16 protein-coding genes are annotated in these 16379 nt (G+C 64.9%); 8 read left to right on the forward strand and 8 right to left on the reverse strand.

Annotated features, from left to right (window positions below; translation table 11 throughout):
• Positions 1 to 1088 (reverse strand): IS3 family transposase gene (locus IT549_RS02455; RefSeq protein WP_292969711.1). Its coding sequence is split into 2 segments (ribosomal slippage), with 1089 coding nucleotides annotated over them: positions 1 to 839 and positions 839 to 1088; the frame shifts between segments, so codons are not numbered across the junction. This gene is flagged as partial in the annotation.
• Between IT549_RS02455 and IT549_RS02460 the strand changes: the two genes are divergently transcribed.
• Positions 1069 to 1968 carry a hypothetical protein gene (locus IT549_RS02460; protein ID WP_292969712.1) on the forward strand — a complete coding sequence of 300 codons (900 nt, stop codon included), beginning with the start codon at positions 1069 to 1071 and terminating at the stop codon, positions 1966 to 1968. The genes IT549_RS02455 and IT549_RS02460 overlap by 20 nt on opposite strands.
• A gap of 116 nt (positions 1969 to 2084) precedes the next feature.
• On the opposite strand, the gene IT549_RS02465 is transcribed toward IT549_RS02460, so the two are convergent.
• The 7 genes from IT549_RS02465 to IT549_RS02495 form a co-directional block, all read right to left on the reverse strand.
• Positions 2085 to 2897, reverse strand: coding sequence for an SDR family oxidoreductase (locus tag IT549_RS02465; RefSeq protein ID WP_292969713.1), 813 nt, complete (start codon positions 2895 to 2897; stop codon positions 2085 to 2087).
• 190 nt (positions 2898 to 3087) lie between these two features.
• Positions 3088 to 4779, reverse strand: coding sequence for an FAD-dependent oxidoreductase (locus IT549_RS02470; protein ID WP_292969714.1), 1692 nt, complete (start codon positions 4777 to 4779; stop codon positions 3088 to 3090).
• Positions 4776 to 5576: an SDR family NAD(P)-dependent oxidoreductase gene (locus IT549_RS02475; protein ID WP_292969716.1), complete on the reverse strand. Its 801-nt coding sequence runs from the start codon at positions 5574 to 5576 to the stop codon at positions 4776 to 4778. Before IT549_RS02475 ends, IT549_RS02470 begins: the two co-directional genes overlap by 4 nt.
• A 3-nt stretch (positions 5577 to 5579) precedes the next feature.
• A complete protein-coding gene (locus tag IT549_RS02480; RefSeq protein ID WP_292969717.1) occupies positions 5580 to 6482 on the reverse strand; it encodes an NAD-dependent epimerase/dehydratase family protein in 903 nt (300 codons plus the stop codon).
• Positions 6479 to 6892 (reverse strand): nuclear transport factor 2 family protein, encoded by a 414-nt coding sequence (locus IT549_RS02485; RefSeq protein ID WP_292969719.1) that lies wholly within the window; start codon positions 6890 to 6892, stop codon positions 6479 to 6481. The genes IT549_RS02480 and IT549_RS02485 overlap by 4 nt, the downstream gene beginning before the upstream one ends.
• 4 nt (positions 6893 to 6896) lie before the next feature.
• Positions 6897 to 7736, reverse strand: coding sequence for an SDR family NAD(P)-dependent oxidoreductase (locus tag IT549_RS02490; RefSeq protein ID WP_292969721.1), 840 nt, complete (start codon positions 7734 to 7736; stop codon positions 6897 to 6899).
• A complete protein-coding gene (locus IT549_RS02495; protein WP_292969722.1) occupies positions 7733 to 8503 on the reverse strand; it encodes an SDR family oxidoreductase in 771 nt (256 codons plus the stop codon). The genes IT549_RS02490 and IT549_RS02495 overlap by 4 nt, the downstream gene beginning before the upstream one ends.
• A gap of 112 nt (positions 8504 to 8615) precedes the next feature.
• Here IT549_RS02495 and IT549_RS02500 point away from each other — a divergent pair, with 112 nt between their 5' ends.
• The 7 genes from IT549_RS02500 (at position 8616) to IT549_RS02530 (ending at position 16348) form a co-directional block, all read left to right on the forward strand.
• Positions 8616 to 9377: an SDR family oxidoreductase gene (locus tag IT549_RS02500; RefSeq protein WP_292969724.1), complete on the forward strand. Its 762-nt coding sequence runs from the start codon at positions 8616 to 8618 to the stop codon at positions 9375 to 9377.
• A gap of 197 nt (positions 9378 to 9574) precedes the next feature.
• Positions 9575 to 10270, forward strand: a complete 696-nt coding sequence (locus tag IT549_RS02505; protein WP_292969726.1) for an EthD domain-containing protein — start codon at positions 9575 to 9577, stop codon at positions 10268 to 10270.
• Positions 10260 to 11183, forward strand: a complete 924-nt coding sequence (locus IT549_RS02510; RefSeq protein WP_292969728.1) for an AraC family transcriptional regulator — start codon at positions 10260 to 10262, stop codon at positions 11181 to 11183. The genes IT549_RS02505 and IT549_RS02510 overlap by 11 nt, the downstream gene beginning before the upstream one ends.
• 186 nt (positions 11184 to 11369) lie before the next feature.
• The gene (locus tag IT549_RS02515; RefSeq protein ID WP_292969730.1) at positions 11370 to 12242 is read left to right on the forward strand and encodes an SDR family NAD(P)-dependent oxidoreductase; all 873 of its coding nucleotides are present in this window, start codon (positions 11370 to 11372) and stop codon (positions 12240 to 12242) included.
• Between the two features lie 4 nt (positions 12243 to 12246).
• Positions 12247 to 13836 (forward strand): AMP-binding protein, encoded by a 1590-nt coding sequence (locus tag IT549_RS02520; protein ID WP_292969732.1) that lies wholly within the window; start codon positions 12247 to 12249, stop codon positions 13834 to 13836.
• Positions 13833 to 15476 (forward strand): class I adenylate-forming enzyme family protein, encoded by a 1644-nt coding sequence (locus IT549_RS02525; protein ID WP_292969733.1) that lies wholly within the window; start codon positions 13833 to 13835, stop codon positions 15474 to 15476. Before IT549_RS02520 ends, IT549_RS02525 begins: the two co-directional genes overlap by 4 nt.
• A 2-nt stretch (positions 15477 to 15478) precedes the next feature.
• Positions 15479 to 16348 (forward strand): amidohydrolase family protein, encoded by an 870-nt coding sequence (locus IT549_RS02530; RefSeq protein WP_292969734.1) that lies wholly within the window; start codon positions 15479 to 15481, stop codon positions 16346 to 16348.
• Positions 16349 to 16379 lie beyond the last annotated feature (31 nt).

Consider the following 16379-nt stretch of genomic DNA (forward strand, 5'->3'; position numbering starts at 1 on the left):
ATGCCCCCAGACACGTTGGCCGGCGATCTCGGCGGGGGTCTTCCCGCCCAGTTTCGAGTGCGGCCTGACCGTGTTGTAATCGTGCCGCCAGGCAGCGAGGACGAACCGGGCGTGAGCCAGTGATGTGAACAGCGTCTCGTTGAGGCATTCGTCCCGCAGGCGACCGTTGAAGCTCTCGACGAAGCCATTCTGCATGGGCTTGCCCGGCGCGATGTAGTGCCACTCGACCCGGCGCTCCTGCGACCAGCGCAGGATGGCCGACGAGGTCAGTTCGGTGCCATTGTCGCTGACCACCGTGTGTGGCTTGCCGCGGCTGCCCATCAGGCTGGTCAGTTCCCTGGCCACCCGAGCCCCCGACAGCGACGTATCGGCCACCAGCGCCAGGCATTCCCGCGTGTAGTCATCGACCACGCACAGGATGCGGAAGCGCCGACCGCAGACCAGGCTGTCAGAGACGAAGTCGAGCGACCACCGCTGGTTCGGTCCATCTGGCAGCACCATCGGTGCCCGTGTGCCCAGCGCCCGTTTCCGGCCGCCACGGCGACGCACGCGCACCCCTTCCTCGCGGTAGATGCGCAGCAGCTTCTTGTGGTTGGGTGTGATGCCCTCCCGCGCCAGCAGATAGCCCAGGCGGCGATAGCCGAACCGGCGACGCTCTGCCGCCAGCTCGCGCAACCGCTGCCGCAGCGCCCCGTCATCCGGCCTCGTCGGCTCGTAACGGATCACCCTGCGGCTCACACCAACCAGTGCGCACGCCCGACGCTCGCTCACCCCGTGATGCTCCCGGGCATGGGCGACGGCTTCCCGCTTAGCGCCGGGCGTTACCATTTTTTTGATGCCAGATCCTTCAGCACCGCGTTGTCCAGCATGGCCTCGGCCAGCAGCTTCTTGAGCCGCGAGTTCTCCTCCTCGAGTGACCGCAGCCGCCGGGCCTCGGACACTTCCAGCCCGCCGAACTTCGACTTCCACTTGTAGAACGTTGCCGAGCTGATCCCGTGGCGGCGACAGACCTCGGCCGTCGCCATGCCCGCTTCCTGCTCCTTCAAAATCGCAATGATCTGCTCTTCGTTGAACCTGCTTCGCTTCATATCGTCCGACTCCTTGCGTCAGACTCTACCAAAAAGCGGTCACATTTCAGGGGAGCACGTCAGCGGCTTGCGACTGATGCAGGTAGGCTCGCGAGATCTAGCTTTCGGTTCGCTCTACGCGACAGGGTATTATCGCTACGAGCACCCACACGGAATCCTGCCTACGTTGCATCAAGCTTGGGGTGAAGCTGCAGCTGGTGGCTACTTCAATATCGACCTCTTACACCCACCTCGCATTTCCGAATGTGATACCGTCGCAGCATTCAATAAGGGACGGCCCGTGCTCGCAGCCGCACATCGGATCGATCCTGCCACCCTTGTGATGGCGTTCAGTTACCACCTGGCGACCGAATTTCGGAATTCGTTGGTCTATTCTTGGCTAATCGTCGAGCAGCTTATCGGTCAAATTTGGGACGAGCTCTTTCTTTCCCAACGGATGTCGAAATTTCAGGAAAGGATCGGTCAATTGCAAGCAAGCGCTCGTTCCGCAGCAGTGCGGATTGAATTTCTTACTGAAGCTGGCTTTGTAGACCGAAAGCTGTACCGCTATCTGCAACGCGCTCGAAGCGCACGCAACGACCTGATCCATAAGGGCTCAAAGCCTAGCCAAGGCGACTCCTATTTCTCCCTTGTTGCGCTAGCGCTCCTATTGGAGTTGATTTGCATCAAACGTTCCGTTCACTTTGACGCAAAGGCTTTGCTAAAGGGGTTCAGCAAAGGCGGTAGGCAACCAAAGCTTAAAGGCGTGATTCGGGCAGAGGAAGCGAACTGGTCGGCGGTCACACATTGGCGTGCGGTGAAGCCGATTCCCGGAGAGAAGCAATGGTCTGTCAGCTACGAGATGCGCCCCGGACTTGAGCTGGTGCGAACGGATCGCTGAACCATTCAACCCCGCTATCGGTGGCAACAATTGAGTCGTTGTTGGCTTGACGTCTGACTTTTCACTTCAAGTCTATCCATGTCATTAGAAGCCATAGTGATAACCGATGCCCTCCATCAGGTCATATAACTCCCGCCATTCGCCGTAAGCACCGAGCCCGTCACAAAGCTCGCATCATCGCTTGCCAGGAAGGCGACCGTCGCGGCGATCTCTGCCGGATCGGCCATCCGGCCCAGCGGGATTCCCGCTTCCATCGACTTGATCCATTCGTCCGGAATCCCCGCCATGATCGGCGTATTGGTCGGCCCGGGGGCGACCGCGTTGACGCGGATTTTGCGGGGGGCGAGTTCGCGGGCCAGTTGCCGGGTCAGGCCCAGGATCGCGGCCTTGCTGGCGCAGTAGTGGACCGAGCCCTCGCCCGAAAAGGCGCTGGTTGAGCTGATGTTGACGATCGCGCCGGGGTTGCCGTCCTGGGCGAGCACCTTCACGAACTCGCGGCACAGATAGAATGCGCCGTTGAGGTTGACCGCCAGCACCCCGGCCCAGCCGTCATCCCCCATGTGGATCAAGTGATCAACGATCACGTCCGAGCTGCCCTTCTCCGCCAGTTCAGCATTGCGCTGGCCCATCGCGGCGTAGAACGCGTCCGAGCCATCGCCATCTGCGCGGCCGGTTCCGGCGTTGTTGACCGCAATGTCGAGCCGCCCGAAGGTCTTGCGCGCCGCGGCGACGCAGCGGGCGACATCGGCGCTGTCGGCCACGTTGCACTTCAGCGCCAGATCGGCACCGCTGGCCTTGGCCGAAGCCTCGTCCATGTCGAGCGCGGCGACCTTTGCGCCATCGGCCTGCAAGCGTTTGACGATCGCGGCGCCGATCCCGCGCCCTGCGCCGGTGACGATTGCTGCGCGTCCTGCCAGTCTTGCGGTCATTTCCACCTGCTCCTCAAATTCACCAAATCTGATCCAGTTCCGTTCGTCCTGAGCCTGTCGAAGGACCGCTTTTCTTCAAGCGGCAATGCGGGAGGCTCGAAGAACAAGAACAGTCCTTCGACAAGCTCAGGACGAACGGGCTTGGGGGACGGACTGGGGGTCGGGGATCAAGAGCTCCCCTCCCCTGCCCTCACCCATTCGCCCCGGTCATCTCACGCGCGGCGACATAGCCGAAGGTCATCGCCGGGCCGATCGTCACCCCCGCGCCCGGATAGCTTTCGCCCATCGCGCTGGCCGCGTTGTTGCCCACCGCGTAGAGGCCGGGGATCGGCTTGCCGCCCTTGCCCAGCACCTGCGCCTTGGCGTTGGTCTTGAGCCCGCCATTGGTGCCGATATCGCCGGGGTAGATCGGCAGGGCATAGAACGGCCCCTGATCGAGCGGACGCAGGCACGGATTGGGAGTTTGCGATGGATCGCCGTACATCTTGTCATAGGCCGCTTCGCCGCGGTGGAAATCGGGGTCCTCGCCCTTGGCGGCGTGCTGGTTGAACCGGGCGACGGTGGCCGACAGCGCGGTGGGATTGACGCCCATTTCGCGCGCCAGGGCCTCGATGCTGTTGCCCTTCTTGAGGATCGTCTTGACCGCACCGCTGAGCAGGAAATCGGGCCAGCCGGGATAGACCGGTCCCATCGGGAACTTCTTGCGGTAGGTGCCATCGAACACCATCCAGCTGGGGCTGGCATCGCCGTGTTCGGCCTGACGCCGGGCCATCGCCTGCCCGGTGACGTGGTACGAGCTGGCCTCGTTCCAGTAGCGTTCGCCCTTCTGGCTGACCATGATGCAGCCGGGCAGCGCGCGCTCGATCGTGCACAGCCGCCCGCCGGGTTCGCCCGGCACGTAGAACACCGGGGCGGCCCAGGTGCTCTGCATGTTCAGCGTTTCGGCGCCCAGCGCCTGCCCGGCGCGGATCGAATCCCCGGTGTTCGAAGGGACCCCGCCCGAATAGGTGGCATTGGGATAGAGCGGCATCTCCGCCCCGCGCATTTCGGCGTTCTTGTCGAACCCGCCGGCAGCCAGCACCACGCCCTTCTTCGCGCGGATCCGGAACGGCTTTCCGCCCCGGCTGATCACTGCGCCGGTAACCTTCCCGTCTTCCTCGACCAGTTCCTGCATCGGGTTGCTCAGCCACAGCGGCACGCCCTTCTGGTTGAGCGCAAGGCGCAGTCCGCCCGCCAGCGCATTGCCCAGCGTCAGGCGCCGGTCCTTGCGCGACTTGAAGCGGAACGGCAGGTCCAGCCAGTACCGCGCCAGCGACTTCACCAGATGCAGGAACCAGCCCTTCTGCTTGTAGAGCAGGATGTAGGTCTCGTCGAAATGCCAGTTGAGATAGCCGAACAGGTTGGCTGCGGGGGATGAGAAGCGCAGCGTTTCGACATCCTTGCCCAGCTGTTTGCCATCGAGCGGCAGCGGCATGTGGGTGCGAAAACCGGTGGGCGATCCGCCGGGGTTTTCGGCATGGTAGTCCGGATAGGGGAAGGCCATGTATTCGATCGCGGTATGCTCGGTCACCCAGCGCAGCATCGGCGCGGCGTTTTCGACGAAGGCGCGGATGTTCTCATCGGGCACGTTCTTGGCCGAGAGGTTGCGGACATATTTGAACGCATCGTCCAGGTTGTCCTCGAACCCGGCGGCGCGGGCCTGATCGCTCCCCGGAATCCAGATCCCTGCACCCGATGTGGCCGAGGTGCCGCCCCACAGCCTGTCCTTTTCAACGATCAGCACATCGGCCCCGCTGCTGGCCGAAACCAGCGCCGAGAGCATCCCGCCCGCGCCCGATCCGATCACCAGAACATCGACTTCCTTGTCCCACTGGGTGCTCATTGCGATTGGCCTTCTGCACTGAAATATTCGGGAGACTGCCCGGCCAGGATCGCCTTGTTGCGGATCGAGAAGATCGGCTCAAGGCTTTCGGGCTGGGGAATGATCCAGTAGTCGCCGCGTTCGACCGCGTCGTGGACCAGCACTGCGAATTCATCCGGGGTGAGCCCGTTCTGATCGAGCAGCGCGGTCAGATACTGGTGGAACTGCGCCGCACCTTCAGGTGGCGGCTCGCGGAAGATCTCGGTCTTCACCGGCCCCGGGGCGAGCAGCGAAACCTCAACCTTGGAGCCGAGCATTTTCAGCTCGCCCGCCAGGCATTCGGTCAGCGCGACCACCGCGAACTTGGTCGCCGAATAGGGCGCCATCAGCGGCGATGGCAGGAACCCGCCGACCGAGGCGGTGTTGACGATCCGCGCCGGGCGGTCCGCCGCGATCAGCCGCGGCACGAAGGCGCGCATGGTGCCCACCACGCCCGCCAGGTTGACCTCGATGACCTTGTGCCAAGTCTCGACCGGGATCTCCCAGCTGAAGCCCGTGGCGAGCACCCCGGCGTTGGCGAACAGCAGATCGACCTGGCCATGCGCCGCCCAGGCCGCGTCGGCCAATGCTTCCAGCGCGGCAGGATCGGTGACATCGCAGGGGACTGCCAGAGCCTGAGCGCCGATCTCCCCCGCGACCGCAGCCAGGGCGGCCTCGTCGCGGTCGGCCAGCACCACCTGCATGCCCCGCCGCGCCGCCTCGCGCGCCAGCCCCGCGCCAATCCCGCTGGCCGCGCCGGTGATGACCGCCACGCTCACCCGCTATCCCCCGAACTGCGCCGCGACATCGGCGACCGCGTTGGCCACATCGTTGCGGGCATAGCCCAGCAGCGCCACCTCGTCGGCCGGGGGATTGACCCGCACCCAGTTGCCGCGCCCTTGCGGGATCGCGACATCGGGCAGCAAGGGCTGTTCGGCATCGCGCTCCTCAACCGTCACGTCGCTGCCCACGGCATCGAAGAACAGCTGGAAATAGTCGCGGAACGACAGGTTCTCGTCGCCGACCAGATAGGCCTTGCCCGGCTCCCCGCGCAGCAAGGCGCCCTCGATCGCCTGGCTGAGCGAGCGGAACGACATGAAATTGGTCCCGCCGGTGGGGGCATAGGGCTCGATTCCGATCTGGCCCTTGGCCCATTGCACATAGGGCCCGAATATCGCCGAGGGCAGCCCGGGAACCGATCCGACCATGAACGGCGCGTTGACGCTGATCACGTCGAACCCGGGCGCGCCCTCGGCCCGCGCGCCTTCGCAGGCGGCCTTGCGGCTGCGGATATAGCCGTTGTGCTCCAGCAGGCGCGGTTCGGCCTGGTGGTAGTAGGAACCAAGCTGGATCGCGCGGCTAACCCCGGCTTCGCGGCAGGCCTTGAACAGGGCCGGCACGGCCACATGGTTGGCCTGGTAGAGGAATTCGGCAAAGTCCGACCCCGGCGGCACGTGGCGCGGATCGTTGCCGGCGGCGAAGACCACCCAGTCGAACCCGGACAGCCGTTCGGGCGTGTAATCGCCGGCGATGTAATCGCCCTGGACAAAGGGCATCGCCGCCATCGGCGTAGCGGGATGCGCGGGGTTGCGCCCGCCGATGCTGACCTCATGCCCCTGCGCGGCCAGGTGGATCGCGGCGTGCCCGCCCAGCGCACCGGTGCCGCCGATGACCAGTACCTTCATTGTCCTGCCTCCACCTGGGCCTTGATCGGCCGGACTTCTTCCCAATCAACGATCAACCGGCGGTGGGCAAAGCGCCAGGTGCCTTCATCCTTGCGCCACTGGTCTTGATACCTGATCGCCCAGACCAGCAGCTGGTCACTGTCCTTGAGCACGTGCTCGGCGCTGCAATAGGTTTCGCCGCTGGCCCGGTCGCCGTCGACTTCGGCCACCACCTGAAAGATCCGGTGCTGGGTTACCTTGAACATCTGCCCCAGCACATCGAGCAGGCCCAGCACGGCTTCGCGCCCGGTATGGCAAAAGCCGGGGCCTTCCAGCACCACATCCTCGGTCATCACCGCGCTCCACAGCGCCGGGTCGCGCCGGTCGGCGCCCAGCGCATAGAGTTCGGCGCAGCGCCGCAATTCGTCCATCGCTTCAGCCTTCCGGAAATTCGATCGCGTTGCCGCTGATCAGGGGGGTGTTGGTCCATTGCCCTTGCGGCGTGCGGTACCAGCCCGAAGCCGCCAGCGCGCCGCCATCGACGTGGATCGTGGTGCCGGTGACCCAGCCCGACAGCTCGCTCGCCAGATAGAGCGCCGCGCCCGCACAGTCCTGCGGCTGGCCGAACCGGCCGAGCGGGATCCACTTGTCCAGATGCGCGCGGTTCTTCGCCGGGAGCACATAGTCGAGTGCCAGCTGCGGGGTGTCGGTGGTTTCCGGCGCGATCGCGTTGACGCGGATGCCCTCCGGCGCCAGCTCGAGCGCCAGGCTTTGCGTGAAGCCGGTAATCCCGGCCTTGGCTGCGCCATAGACCACGCAGTTGGGAATGCCCCGGAACGCCTCGATCGAACTGACGCTGATCACGCCCGATCCCGGTGCGGCCTTGCGCAGCAGCGGGATCAGCGCGCGGGTAACCTTCATCACCTGGGTCAGGTTGGTCGTCAGCACCCGGTCGCAATCGTCCTCGCTCATCGTTTCAAGCGGACCCATGACGAGGAAGTCGCCGACATTGTTGACCAGCAAGTCAAGCTTGCCGAAAGCGCGTTCCGCTTCGCCCACCAGCGCGCTGACATCGGCGCTGCGGGTCACATCGCCATCCAGCACCAGCACATCGGGCATCTCCGCGCGCAGGGCATCGGCGCGGTCGGCGCGGTGCTCGATAGTCATCACCCGCGCGCCCGCGCCGGCAAAGGCCTCGACAATCGAGCGGCCGATCCCGACCCCGCCCCCGGTAACGAGAACGCACTTGCCCGAAAAGTCGAAGCTTGCGCTCACGACGGAATGTAGAGCTGCGCCGCCTTGCCGCCATCAACCGGCAATGCCACCCCGGTGATGTAGCTGGCCGCATCCGACAGCAGGAAGACGATCGCTTCGGCCAGTTCGTTGGGCTGGCCGCCGCGCTGCATCGGGATCGCGGCCATGGTCCGCGCGGCAGCATCGCCGGCCTTCTGGGCCCAGTCCTCGGTCGCGGCGGTCATCACCTGGCCGGGGACGATCGCGTTGACGCGGACATTGGCCGGCGCGCCTTCCATCGCCGCGCAGGCGGTGAAATGGGTCAGCGCGGCCTTCGAAGCCGAATAGCTGGCCATATAGGGTGCAGCGCGGATTCCGGTGGTCGAGGAAATGTTGACGATCGAGCCGCTGCCGGCCTTCATCATGATCTTCATCGCCTCACGCGTGCCGACGAACACCGCCTCGGCATTGACGGCGAAATCCTTGCGCCAGTGGTCGGTCGAAAGGTGGGTCAGCGGCGCGTAGTGCACCGACATGGCATTGTTCACCAGCATGTCGAGCCGCCCGTGGCGCTGGGCAATGTCCTGGATCAGCGCAATGAACGCCGCCTCGTCCGACACGTCGAGCTGATGCGCTTCGAAAGTACCGAGCCCGCCCAGTTCCTTGGTCGAGGCATCGAGCAGTTCCTGCCGCCGTCCGCAGATTGCCACCACTGCCCCGCGTTCGAGCAGCAGCCGCGCGGTTGCCCGGCCAATGCCATCGCTGCCCCCGGTGACCAGCGCCACCTTGCCTGAAAGGTCTCGACTCACGATAAAGTATCCTTCTCCCTATCCTTCGACGCATTTTGCGGTTAGAAGGGGGTGAAAGTCAACGCCATGCGTAACAATGGCGAAAAGAAATTACGTGATTGGGGATTTGCAGGTGAGCCAGCTGAACGACAAGGTAGCAGTGATTACCGGCGCCGGACAGGGCGTTGGCCAGGGGATCGCCACGGCCTTTGCCGCTGAAGGCGCAAAGGTGGTGCTGGCCGGACGGACGCTGGCCAAGGTCGAGGCCGTGGCCCAGCAGATTCGCGACAATGGCGGCACGGCGCTGGCGCTGGAATGCAACGTCAAGCAGGCTGAAAGCCTGACCGCGCTGGTCGATCGCACCGTGTCCGAATTCGGCGGGATCGACGTGCTGGTCAACAATGCGCAGGAAGTGCCACTGGGCAAGCTGGCCGAGGTGACCGACGAGGCTTTCATGGCCGGGTTCGAAAGCGGGCCGCTGGCCACGTTCCGGCTGATGAAGCTGGTCCAGCCGCACCTGGCCGCGCGCGGCGGCGGCACGATCATCAACCTCGCCTCTTCCGCCGGGATCCGCTGGGACATGACCGGCTATGGCGCCTATGCCGCAGTCAAGCAGGCGATCCGCGCACTGACCCGCGCCGCTGCCGCCGAATGGGGCCGCGACGGGATCCGGGTGCTGACCATCGCGCCGCATGCCGAATCGCCGGGGCTGAAGTGGTGGGTCGATAACAACCCGGAAGAAGCCAAGGCCTTCTTCAAAACCATCCCGCTGGGCCGGATCGGCAAGCTGGAAGAAGACATCGGCCGCGCCGTGGCGGCGCTGTGCGGCAGCGACCTGTCATACCTGACCGGCGCGACGATCCCGCTCGACGGCGGGCAGGCGAATTTCGATTGATGGCGTACCCCTCTCCCCTGCCCTTCCAAGATCGTCACCCTGAACTTGTTTCAGGGTCCATTTCTCGGCTTGCCCTGCTCACGCCTGAGTGGACTGATGGCTGGGTCAGCGTTGCCCAAGACACGGCTGGCCGTGGCGCACGATGGACCCTGAAACGAGTTCAGGGTGACGGGCATTGGGGGCTGGAGGTCTAGCGCATGGAAAAGGTCATCGCCGCGCTCTGGGCTGATGGGACACGTGATGCGTTCAACGCGCGCCTGCTCGCTTCGCTGCCCCGGGCGCTTGCTGAGGCTGGCGCCAGCCAGGTGCGGATCAATCTGCGCGATGACGCGGTGGAACCTGCCGCCGGTCTCATCCAGCGCTGGCAGGATCCGCAGCAGGACGCGGTGGTGCAGTTCTGGCTGCCCAGCGCCAACGCCCGCTTCCGCGGCGCAATCGACGCCGCGCTGGCGGCGCATTCGGCGCGCTTCGCGTTGTGGCTGGTGGCCGAATCGACGATCATTCCCAACACGGCCCATCCGGTGCCCAGGGGCGCGCGCGGCTGGGGCTGGTCACAGGCGAGCTTCATCTCGTTCCGGCCCGACCTGCTCCGCCAGGACGCGATTGCCTTCTGGCACGGGCACCACACCCGGATCGCGATCGAGACCCAGGCCAATTTCGAATATGTCCAGAACCTGATCGTCCGCCCGCTGACCGACAATGCCCCGGCCTATGATGCCTTTGTCGAGGAATGCTTCCCCGCCGAAGCGATGACCTCTCCCGCCGCCTTTTTCGATGCCGTGGGTGACGAGGACAAGTTCAGGGCGAACCTGGCCGCGATGATGGATTCGTGCGGCCGGTTCATCGATTTCACCCGCATCGACATTATCCCGACCAGCCAGCATGATTTCTGAAGCGATCCGCACTGCCCCGCGTGCCGCGGAGGCCAAGGTGGCCGGCGAGGCCATCATCCCGCCGCGCGTGCTGGCCGAACTGGTCACGCCCGATGCCACAGTGCAGATCCTGGAATGGGAATGGCCGCCGGTCTTTGCCGCGACTTCGGTTGAACGCAGCCTGATGCTGGAAATGTCGCTGCCGCCGCTGGCGGGAATTGCCGAGGCCAGCTTTCCGACGATTGCCCCCGGGATCGTCTGCCAGTTCGGACTGATCTTCCTGCGCTATCCGGGGATCGCGATCCGCACCCATGCCGAGGGCGGAACCTTGCGGATCCTGCGCTGCACTTTCAGCCGCGACTGCCAGGAGACTTTGCTGGCGGGCCGGCACAGCCCCTCGCTGGCACTGCTGCAGACCTTGATGAACCTCAAGAGCGATACGCTGCGCGCGCAGATGCGGCTACTGCAGCGTGAGCTGGAAGCCCCCGGCACCGCCAGTGCCGAGGCCGCTGCCGCCCTCACTCGGCTGCTGGCGATCGAGATCGAGCGGCTGCTCAACCAGGACCTGCCGCCCAGCCCCGGCGGGCGGCTGGCGCCCTGGCAGTTCCGCCGGATTCGCGAGCGGCTGGAAGTGGCCGGCGATCGCCCCAGCGTGCCCGAACTGGCGCAGCTGTGCGGGATCAGCGTGCGGCACCTCCACCGCCAGTTCCTGAACCTGACCGGGGTGACCATATCGGACTATGTCGAAGGCCAGATCGTCAGCCGGGCCAAGGCCTTGCTGACCTCTACCCCGCTGCCGGTGCGGCAGATCGCGCAGGACACCGGGTTCGATCATCCGAACAGCTTTTCGCGCGCGTTCCGGCGGCGGACCGGGATGACCCCGCTGCAATATCGCCAGCAACGGACCCTGCGCCCCTTGAGCGCCAGCAAGTGACAAAATGAACATATTCGGCCAAAATTCTCGATTTACGCAGCATGGCCAGCCATGATACCTGCACTTCAGCGGCAGAATCGGTTAGCAAACGGCGTTATGCGTAAACTGAACGGCCCATTGATCCGCAAATAGCGGACGAACCAGAGGATCGCCGGCCAATTGCCGGAGCGGGAGAGGCAAGGAACGATGAGCAAGGACAAGGTCGCACTGGTAACCGGCGCCAGCCGTGGAGCGGGCGCAGGGATCGCGCGCGGACTGGGTGAGCTGGGCTATACCGTCTATGTCACCGGGCGCACCGTGACGCCGGGCGACGCCAAGGGCTGGGACGGCACCGTGCTGCCCGGAACCGTTTCCGAAACCGCCCAGGCGGTGACCGAACGTGGGGGCAAGGGAATTCCCGTGCTGTGCGACCATGCCGACGATGCCCAGGTCGCCAAGGTGTTCGAACAGATCAAGGCCGAGGCCGGCCGGCTCGACATTCTGGTCAACAACGCCGCCTTCATCCACCATCAGCTGATCGAGAAGAAGCCGTTCTATGAAAAGGAACTGGCCGCGCAGGGCATCCTCGATGTCGGGCTGCGCTCGGCCTATGTGGCCAGCTGGCATGCCGCGCAGATCATGGTTCCGCAGGGGTCGGGGCTGATCGCGATGGTCAGCTCGTTCGGGGCGACCTGCTATATGCACGGTCCCGCCTATGGCGCGCAGAAGGCCGGGCTCGACAAGCTGGCGCACGATATGGAATTCGACCTGCGCGGCAGCGGCGTGGGCGCGGTTTCGATCTGGCTGGGGCCGCAGATCACCGAGCGCGCGCTGATCGCCAGGGAAGTGAACCCGGAACAGTACGAAGGCTTCATGGCCATGGCCGAGAATCCCGAGTTCACCGGCCATATCCTCGATGCAATCCTCAGCAGCCCGCGTCTGGCCGAGCTGTCGGGCGAAACGCTGGTCGGGGCCGAGATCGCCCGCGAACTGGGCGTGCAGGATCGCGGGCAGGACAAGCCCTCGCACCGCGAGATGCTGGGCAGCCCGCGTCCCAAGAACCCGGCGGCGGTGTACTGACGCGATGGCCAGCCAGTTCCACCTAGCCGACCTGTTCGAAGGCGTAGCCGCTGCGGTTCCCGATCGTCTAGCGCTGGTGGGCGACAGCTCACGCCAGACCTATGCCGAATTGAACGATCGCTGCGACCGGCTCGCCGCCGGCCTTGCCGCGCACGGTGTGGGGCGCGGCGATACGGTGGGGCTCTATCTCTACAACGGCCCGGCCTATCTGGAAGGGTTCATCGCCGCCTGCAAGCTGGGCGCGGTGCCCTACAACGTCAATTACCGCTACCGGGCCGAGGAACTGCGTTACCTGTTCGCCAATGCCCAGAGCGCGGCGGTGATCCACGGCGCCGAATTTGCGCCGATCATGCGTGAGATCCGGGGCGATCTGCCGACACTGAAAGCAACGGTCGCGGTGGACGACGGTTCGGGCGAGGATATTGCCGGCTCGGTGCCCTATGCCGAGCTGCTGGCGCACGAACCTGCTGGCCCCTGGCCGCGCAGCGAAAGCGATTTCGTGCTGTGCTATACCGGCGGCACCACCGGCATGCCCAAGGGCGTGATGTGGCCGCACAAGGCCTTTGTCTTCGCCTGTGCGGGCGGCGGCGGCTATTTCAACCCGCACGGCGTGCTGGTTGAGCCGCAGGACATCGATAGCCGCGCGCGCGATGGCTATCAGCTCAAGATGTTTCCGCTCGCCCCCCTGATGCACATGGCGGCGATGTGGGCGGTGTGGTCGGCGCTGCTCAACGGCGTGACCATCGTGCTCGACGAAGGCCGGGTGTTCAGCGCCGAACGGATGCTCGACACTGCCGAGCGTGAGGCGGTCAACATGATCCAGTTCGTCGGCGATGCCATGGCGATCCCGCTGCGCGATACGCTGCGCGCCAATCCCGGGCGCTGGAACCTGGCCAGCGTGTTCAACCTGGGATCGGGCGGCGCGGTGTTTTCGCAGCATCTCAAGGACGAGCTCAAGGAACTGGTTCCCTCGGCCGGGATCACTGACGGGCTGGGCGCGTCGGAAACCGGCATTTCGGGCATGGCCGAAAAGAGCGAGGAAGGCGTGATGCGCCTGCCCGCCGATGAACGCCAGCAGGTGGTGGTGGATGGCCGGATCGCTCGCGTCGGCGAAATGGGCTTCGTCGCGCGGACCGGGCACACGCCGATCGGCTATTTCGGCGATCCCGAAAAGAGCGCCGAGGTGTTCCAGACGATCGAGGGCAAGCTGTGGGCGGTATCGGGCGATGCCGCGCGGCTCGACGACGATGGCAAGATCACCCTGTTCGGGCGCGGATCGACCTGCATCAACACCGGCGGCGAAAAGGTCTTTCCCGAAGAGGTTGAAGAGGCGCTGCGGACCCATCCGGCAGTGTTCGACGCGGTGGTGGCCGGGCAAAAGGATGAACGCTGGGGCGAACGCGTGGTCGGCGTGGTCTCGCGCCGTCCGGGCGTCGCGACGCCCAACCTTGATGACGTGAAGGCGCACCTTGCCGCCCGCCTCGCCGGTTACAAGGTGCCGCGCGCGCTGGTCTGGGTGGATGAAATCAAGCGCTCGCCCGCCGGCAAGCAGGACTATCGCTGGGCCAAGGACATGGCGGAGCAGGCGGTATGAGCGTGAACGATCCGATCCTGGCAGAAGTGACCGGCCCCGGCATGCCGTTCGAGATCGCCGAGCGTGACGGACTGCGCCAGTTCGTCAACATGCCGGCCGATCTCAACCTGCTGATCGACGCGGCGCGGCGCCATGGCGACAAGACTTTCCTGGTCGAGGGCGACCGGCGGCTGACCTTCGAGCAGGTCTTCACCTGGCGCGACCAGCTGATCCCCCTCTTGGGGATCAAGCGCGGTGACCGGGTGGCGATCTGCATGCGCAACCGCACCGAATGGATCGTGGCCTTCATGGCGGCGGTCAAGGCGGGCGGGATCGCCGCCCTGCTCAACAGCCGCGGATCGCCGGCCGAACTGGTGGCGATGATCGAGGAGGTGACCCCCTCGGTGGTGCTGGCCGACAGCGAGCGCGCCGCGCTGCTGCGCGAAGGCGGCTATCAGGGCCGGATCTATGATCTGACCCAGCCGCCCGAAGAAGTGCCCCACGGCCATCCCGAGCTGGTCGATACCACGCCCCCTGCCCCCAATGATCCCGCCGCGATCCTGTTCACTTCGGGCACCACGGGCCGGGTCAAGGGCGCAGTGCTGACCCATCGCGGGCTGTCGACCGGGCTGCTGTCGATGCAGCTGTCGGGCGTGATGGTGGTCCACAACATGGCCCGGCAATACGGGATGAAGCCCGAAGAGCTGATGGCCCAGTTCCCGCAGCAGGCGGTGCTGCTGGTCTATCCGCTGTTCCACATCTCGGGCCTGGGCTCGGCCTTCCTCTCGCCGCTGTTCGCCGGATCGAAGGTGGTGATCATGCGCCGCTGGGATGCCGAAGAGGCGGTGCGGATCATCCACGACGAACAGATCACCATGTTCACCGGCGTGCCGACCATGCTGTGGGACATGCTGCACAGCGCCAGGCTGGCCGATGCCGACCTGTCCAGCCTGCGCAATGTCGCCAGCGGCGGACAGGCGCTGCCGGTCAACCTGCTGGAAGAAGTGCTGGCGGTCTGCCCCCACGCGCAGATGGGTACCGGCTATGGCATGACCGAATGCTCGGGCGCGATAGCCCAGGCGGTCGGCCCTGATTTCCTGCGGCAGAAGGCTTCGGCCGGGCGGATCCTGCCGCTGGTCGATGTCCGGATCGAGGCGCCAGATGGCCGCGTGCTGCCGGTGGGCGAAGCGGGCGAGATCGTGGTGCGCGGCGCGCAAATCATGAGCGGTTACTGGAACCGGCCCGAGGATACCGCCGCGGTGCTTTCTCCCGATGGCTGGCTCAAGACCGGTGACGTCGGCTTTGTCGATCCCGAAGGCTATGTCTTCATCGTTGACCGGACCAAGGACATGGTCATTTCCGGCGGCGAGAACATCTATTGCGCCGAGGTTGAGCGGGTGATGGGCGAAATGCCCGGGATCACCGAATGCGCCGCCTTCGGCATTCCGGACGAGCGGCTGGGAGAACTGCTGGTTGCGGTGGTGGTGGCCCAGGATCTGACCGGCGAAGCGATCATCCACGAAGTCGGCGAAAAGCTGGCGCGCTACAAGGCGCCCGGCCGGATCGCCTTCTCCAATGAACCCCTGCCCCGCAACGCCGTGGGCAAGATCGACAAGAAGCGGCTGCGCGAAATGTGGCCAACACTTTCAGGGAACAACTGACCATGCCCATGCCCACCGACATCAAGGTTATCGACTGCATGCTGGGGATTCCCGAAGCAGAAGACCGGGGCGACTGGTTCGCCAGTTTCCGCCCGCTGATCAAGGATGCACAGACGCTGCAGCAGTTCTCGATGCCGGCGCAGTACATGTTCAAGGACGTGCCGCAGACCGGCAATCCCGGCGATTTCGTCAAGTGGACGGTCGAGCAGATGGACCGCTTCAACATCGACAAGGCGCTGATCGGCTGGAACGAGAACGATACCTCGCGCCGGGCCAAGGAACTGTTCCCGGATCGCTTCTTCTTCGATCTGCCCTGCGATCCCAACAAGGGCGTGGATGAAGTCCGACGGATCAAGCGGATCCATTCCGAAGTCGGCCTTTCGGCGATCAGCGTGTTCCCGTCGGGCACGCTGCCGCAGGTGGCGATCAATCACAAATACATGTTCCCGCTCTACACCGCTGCGGCTGAACTGGGCATCCCGATCTGCCTCAACGTCGGCATTCCGGGCCCGCGCATTCCGATGGAAACGCAGAAGGTCGAACATCTCGACGAGATCTGCTGGTTTTTCCCCGATCTCAAGATCGTGATGCGCCACGGGGCTGAACCGTGGGAAGCGCTGGCGGTGAAGCTGATGCTCAAGTGGCCGAACCTCTATTATTCGACCAGCGCCTTTGCCCCCAAGCACTACCCCAAGGCGATCATCGATTATGCCAACACCCGCGGGGCCGACAAGATCATCTATGCCGGCTATTTCCCGATGGGGCTGAGCCTGGACCGCATTTTCGGCGACATGCCGGGTGTCCCCTTCAAGGACGAGGTATGGCCCAAATTCCTGAGAGAAAACGCCATGAAGGTGTTCAACCTGACGTAGAAGAATAGGTGAGGAGAAGGGAGCCGGGAAG

Source organism: Novosphingobium sp. (assembly GCF_020852455.1).
In the GTDB taxonomy this organism is placed as follows: Bacteria; Pseudomonadota; Alphaproteobacteria; order Sphingomonadales; family Sphingomonadaceae; genus Novosphingobium.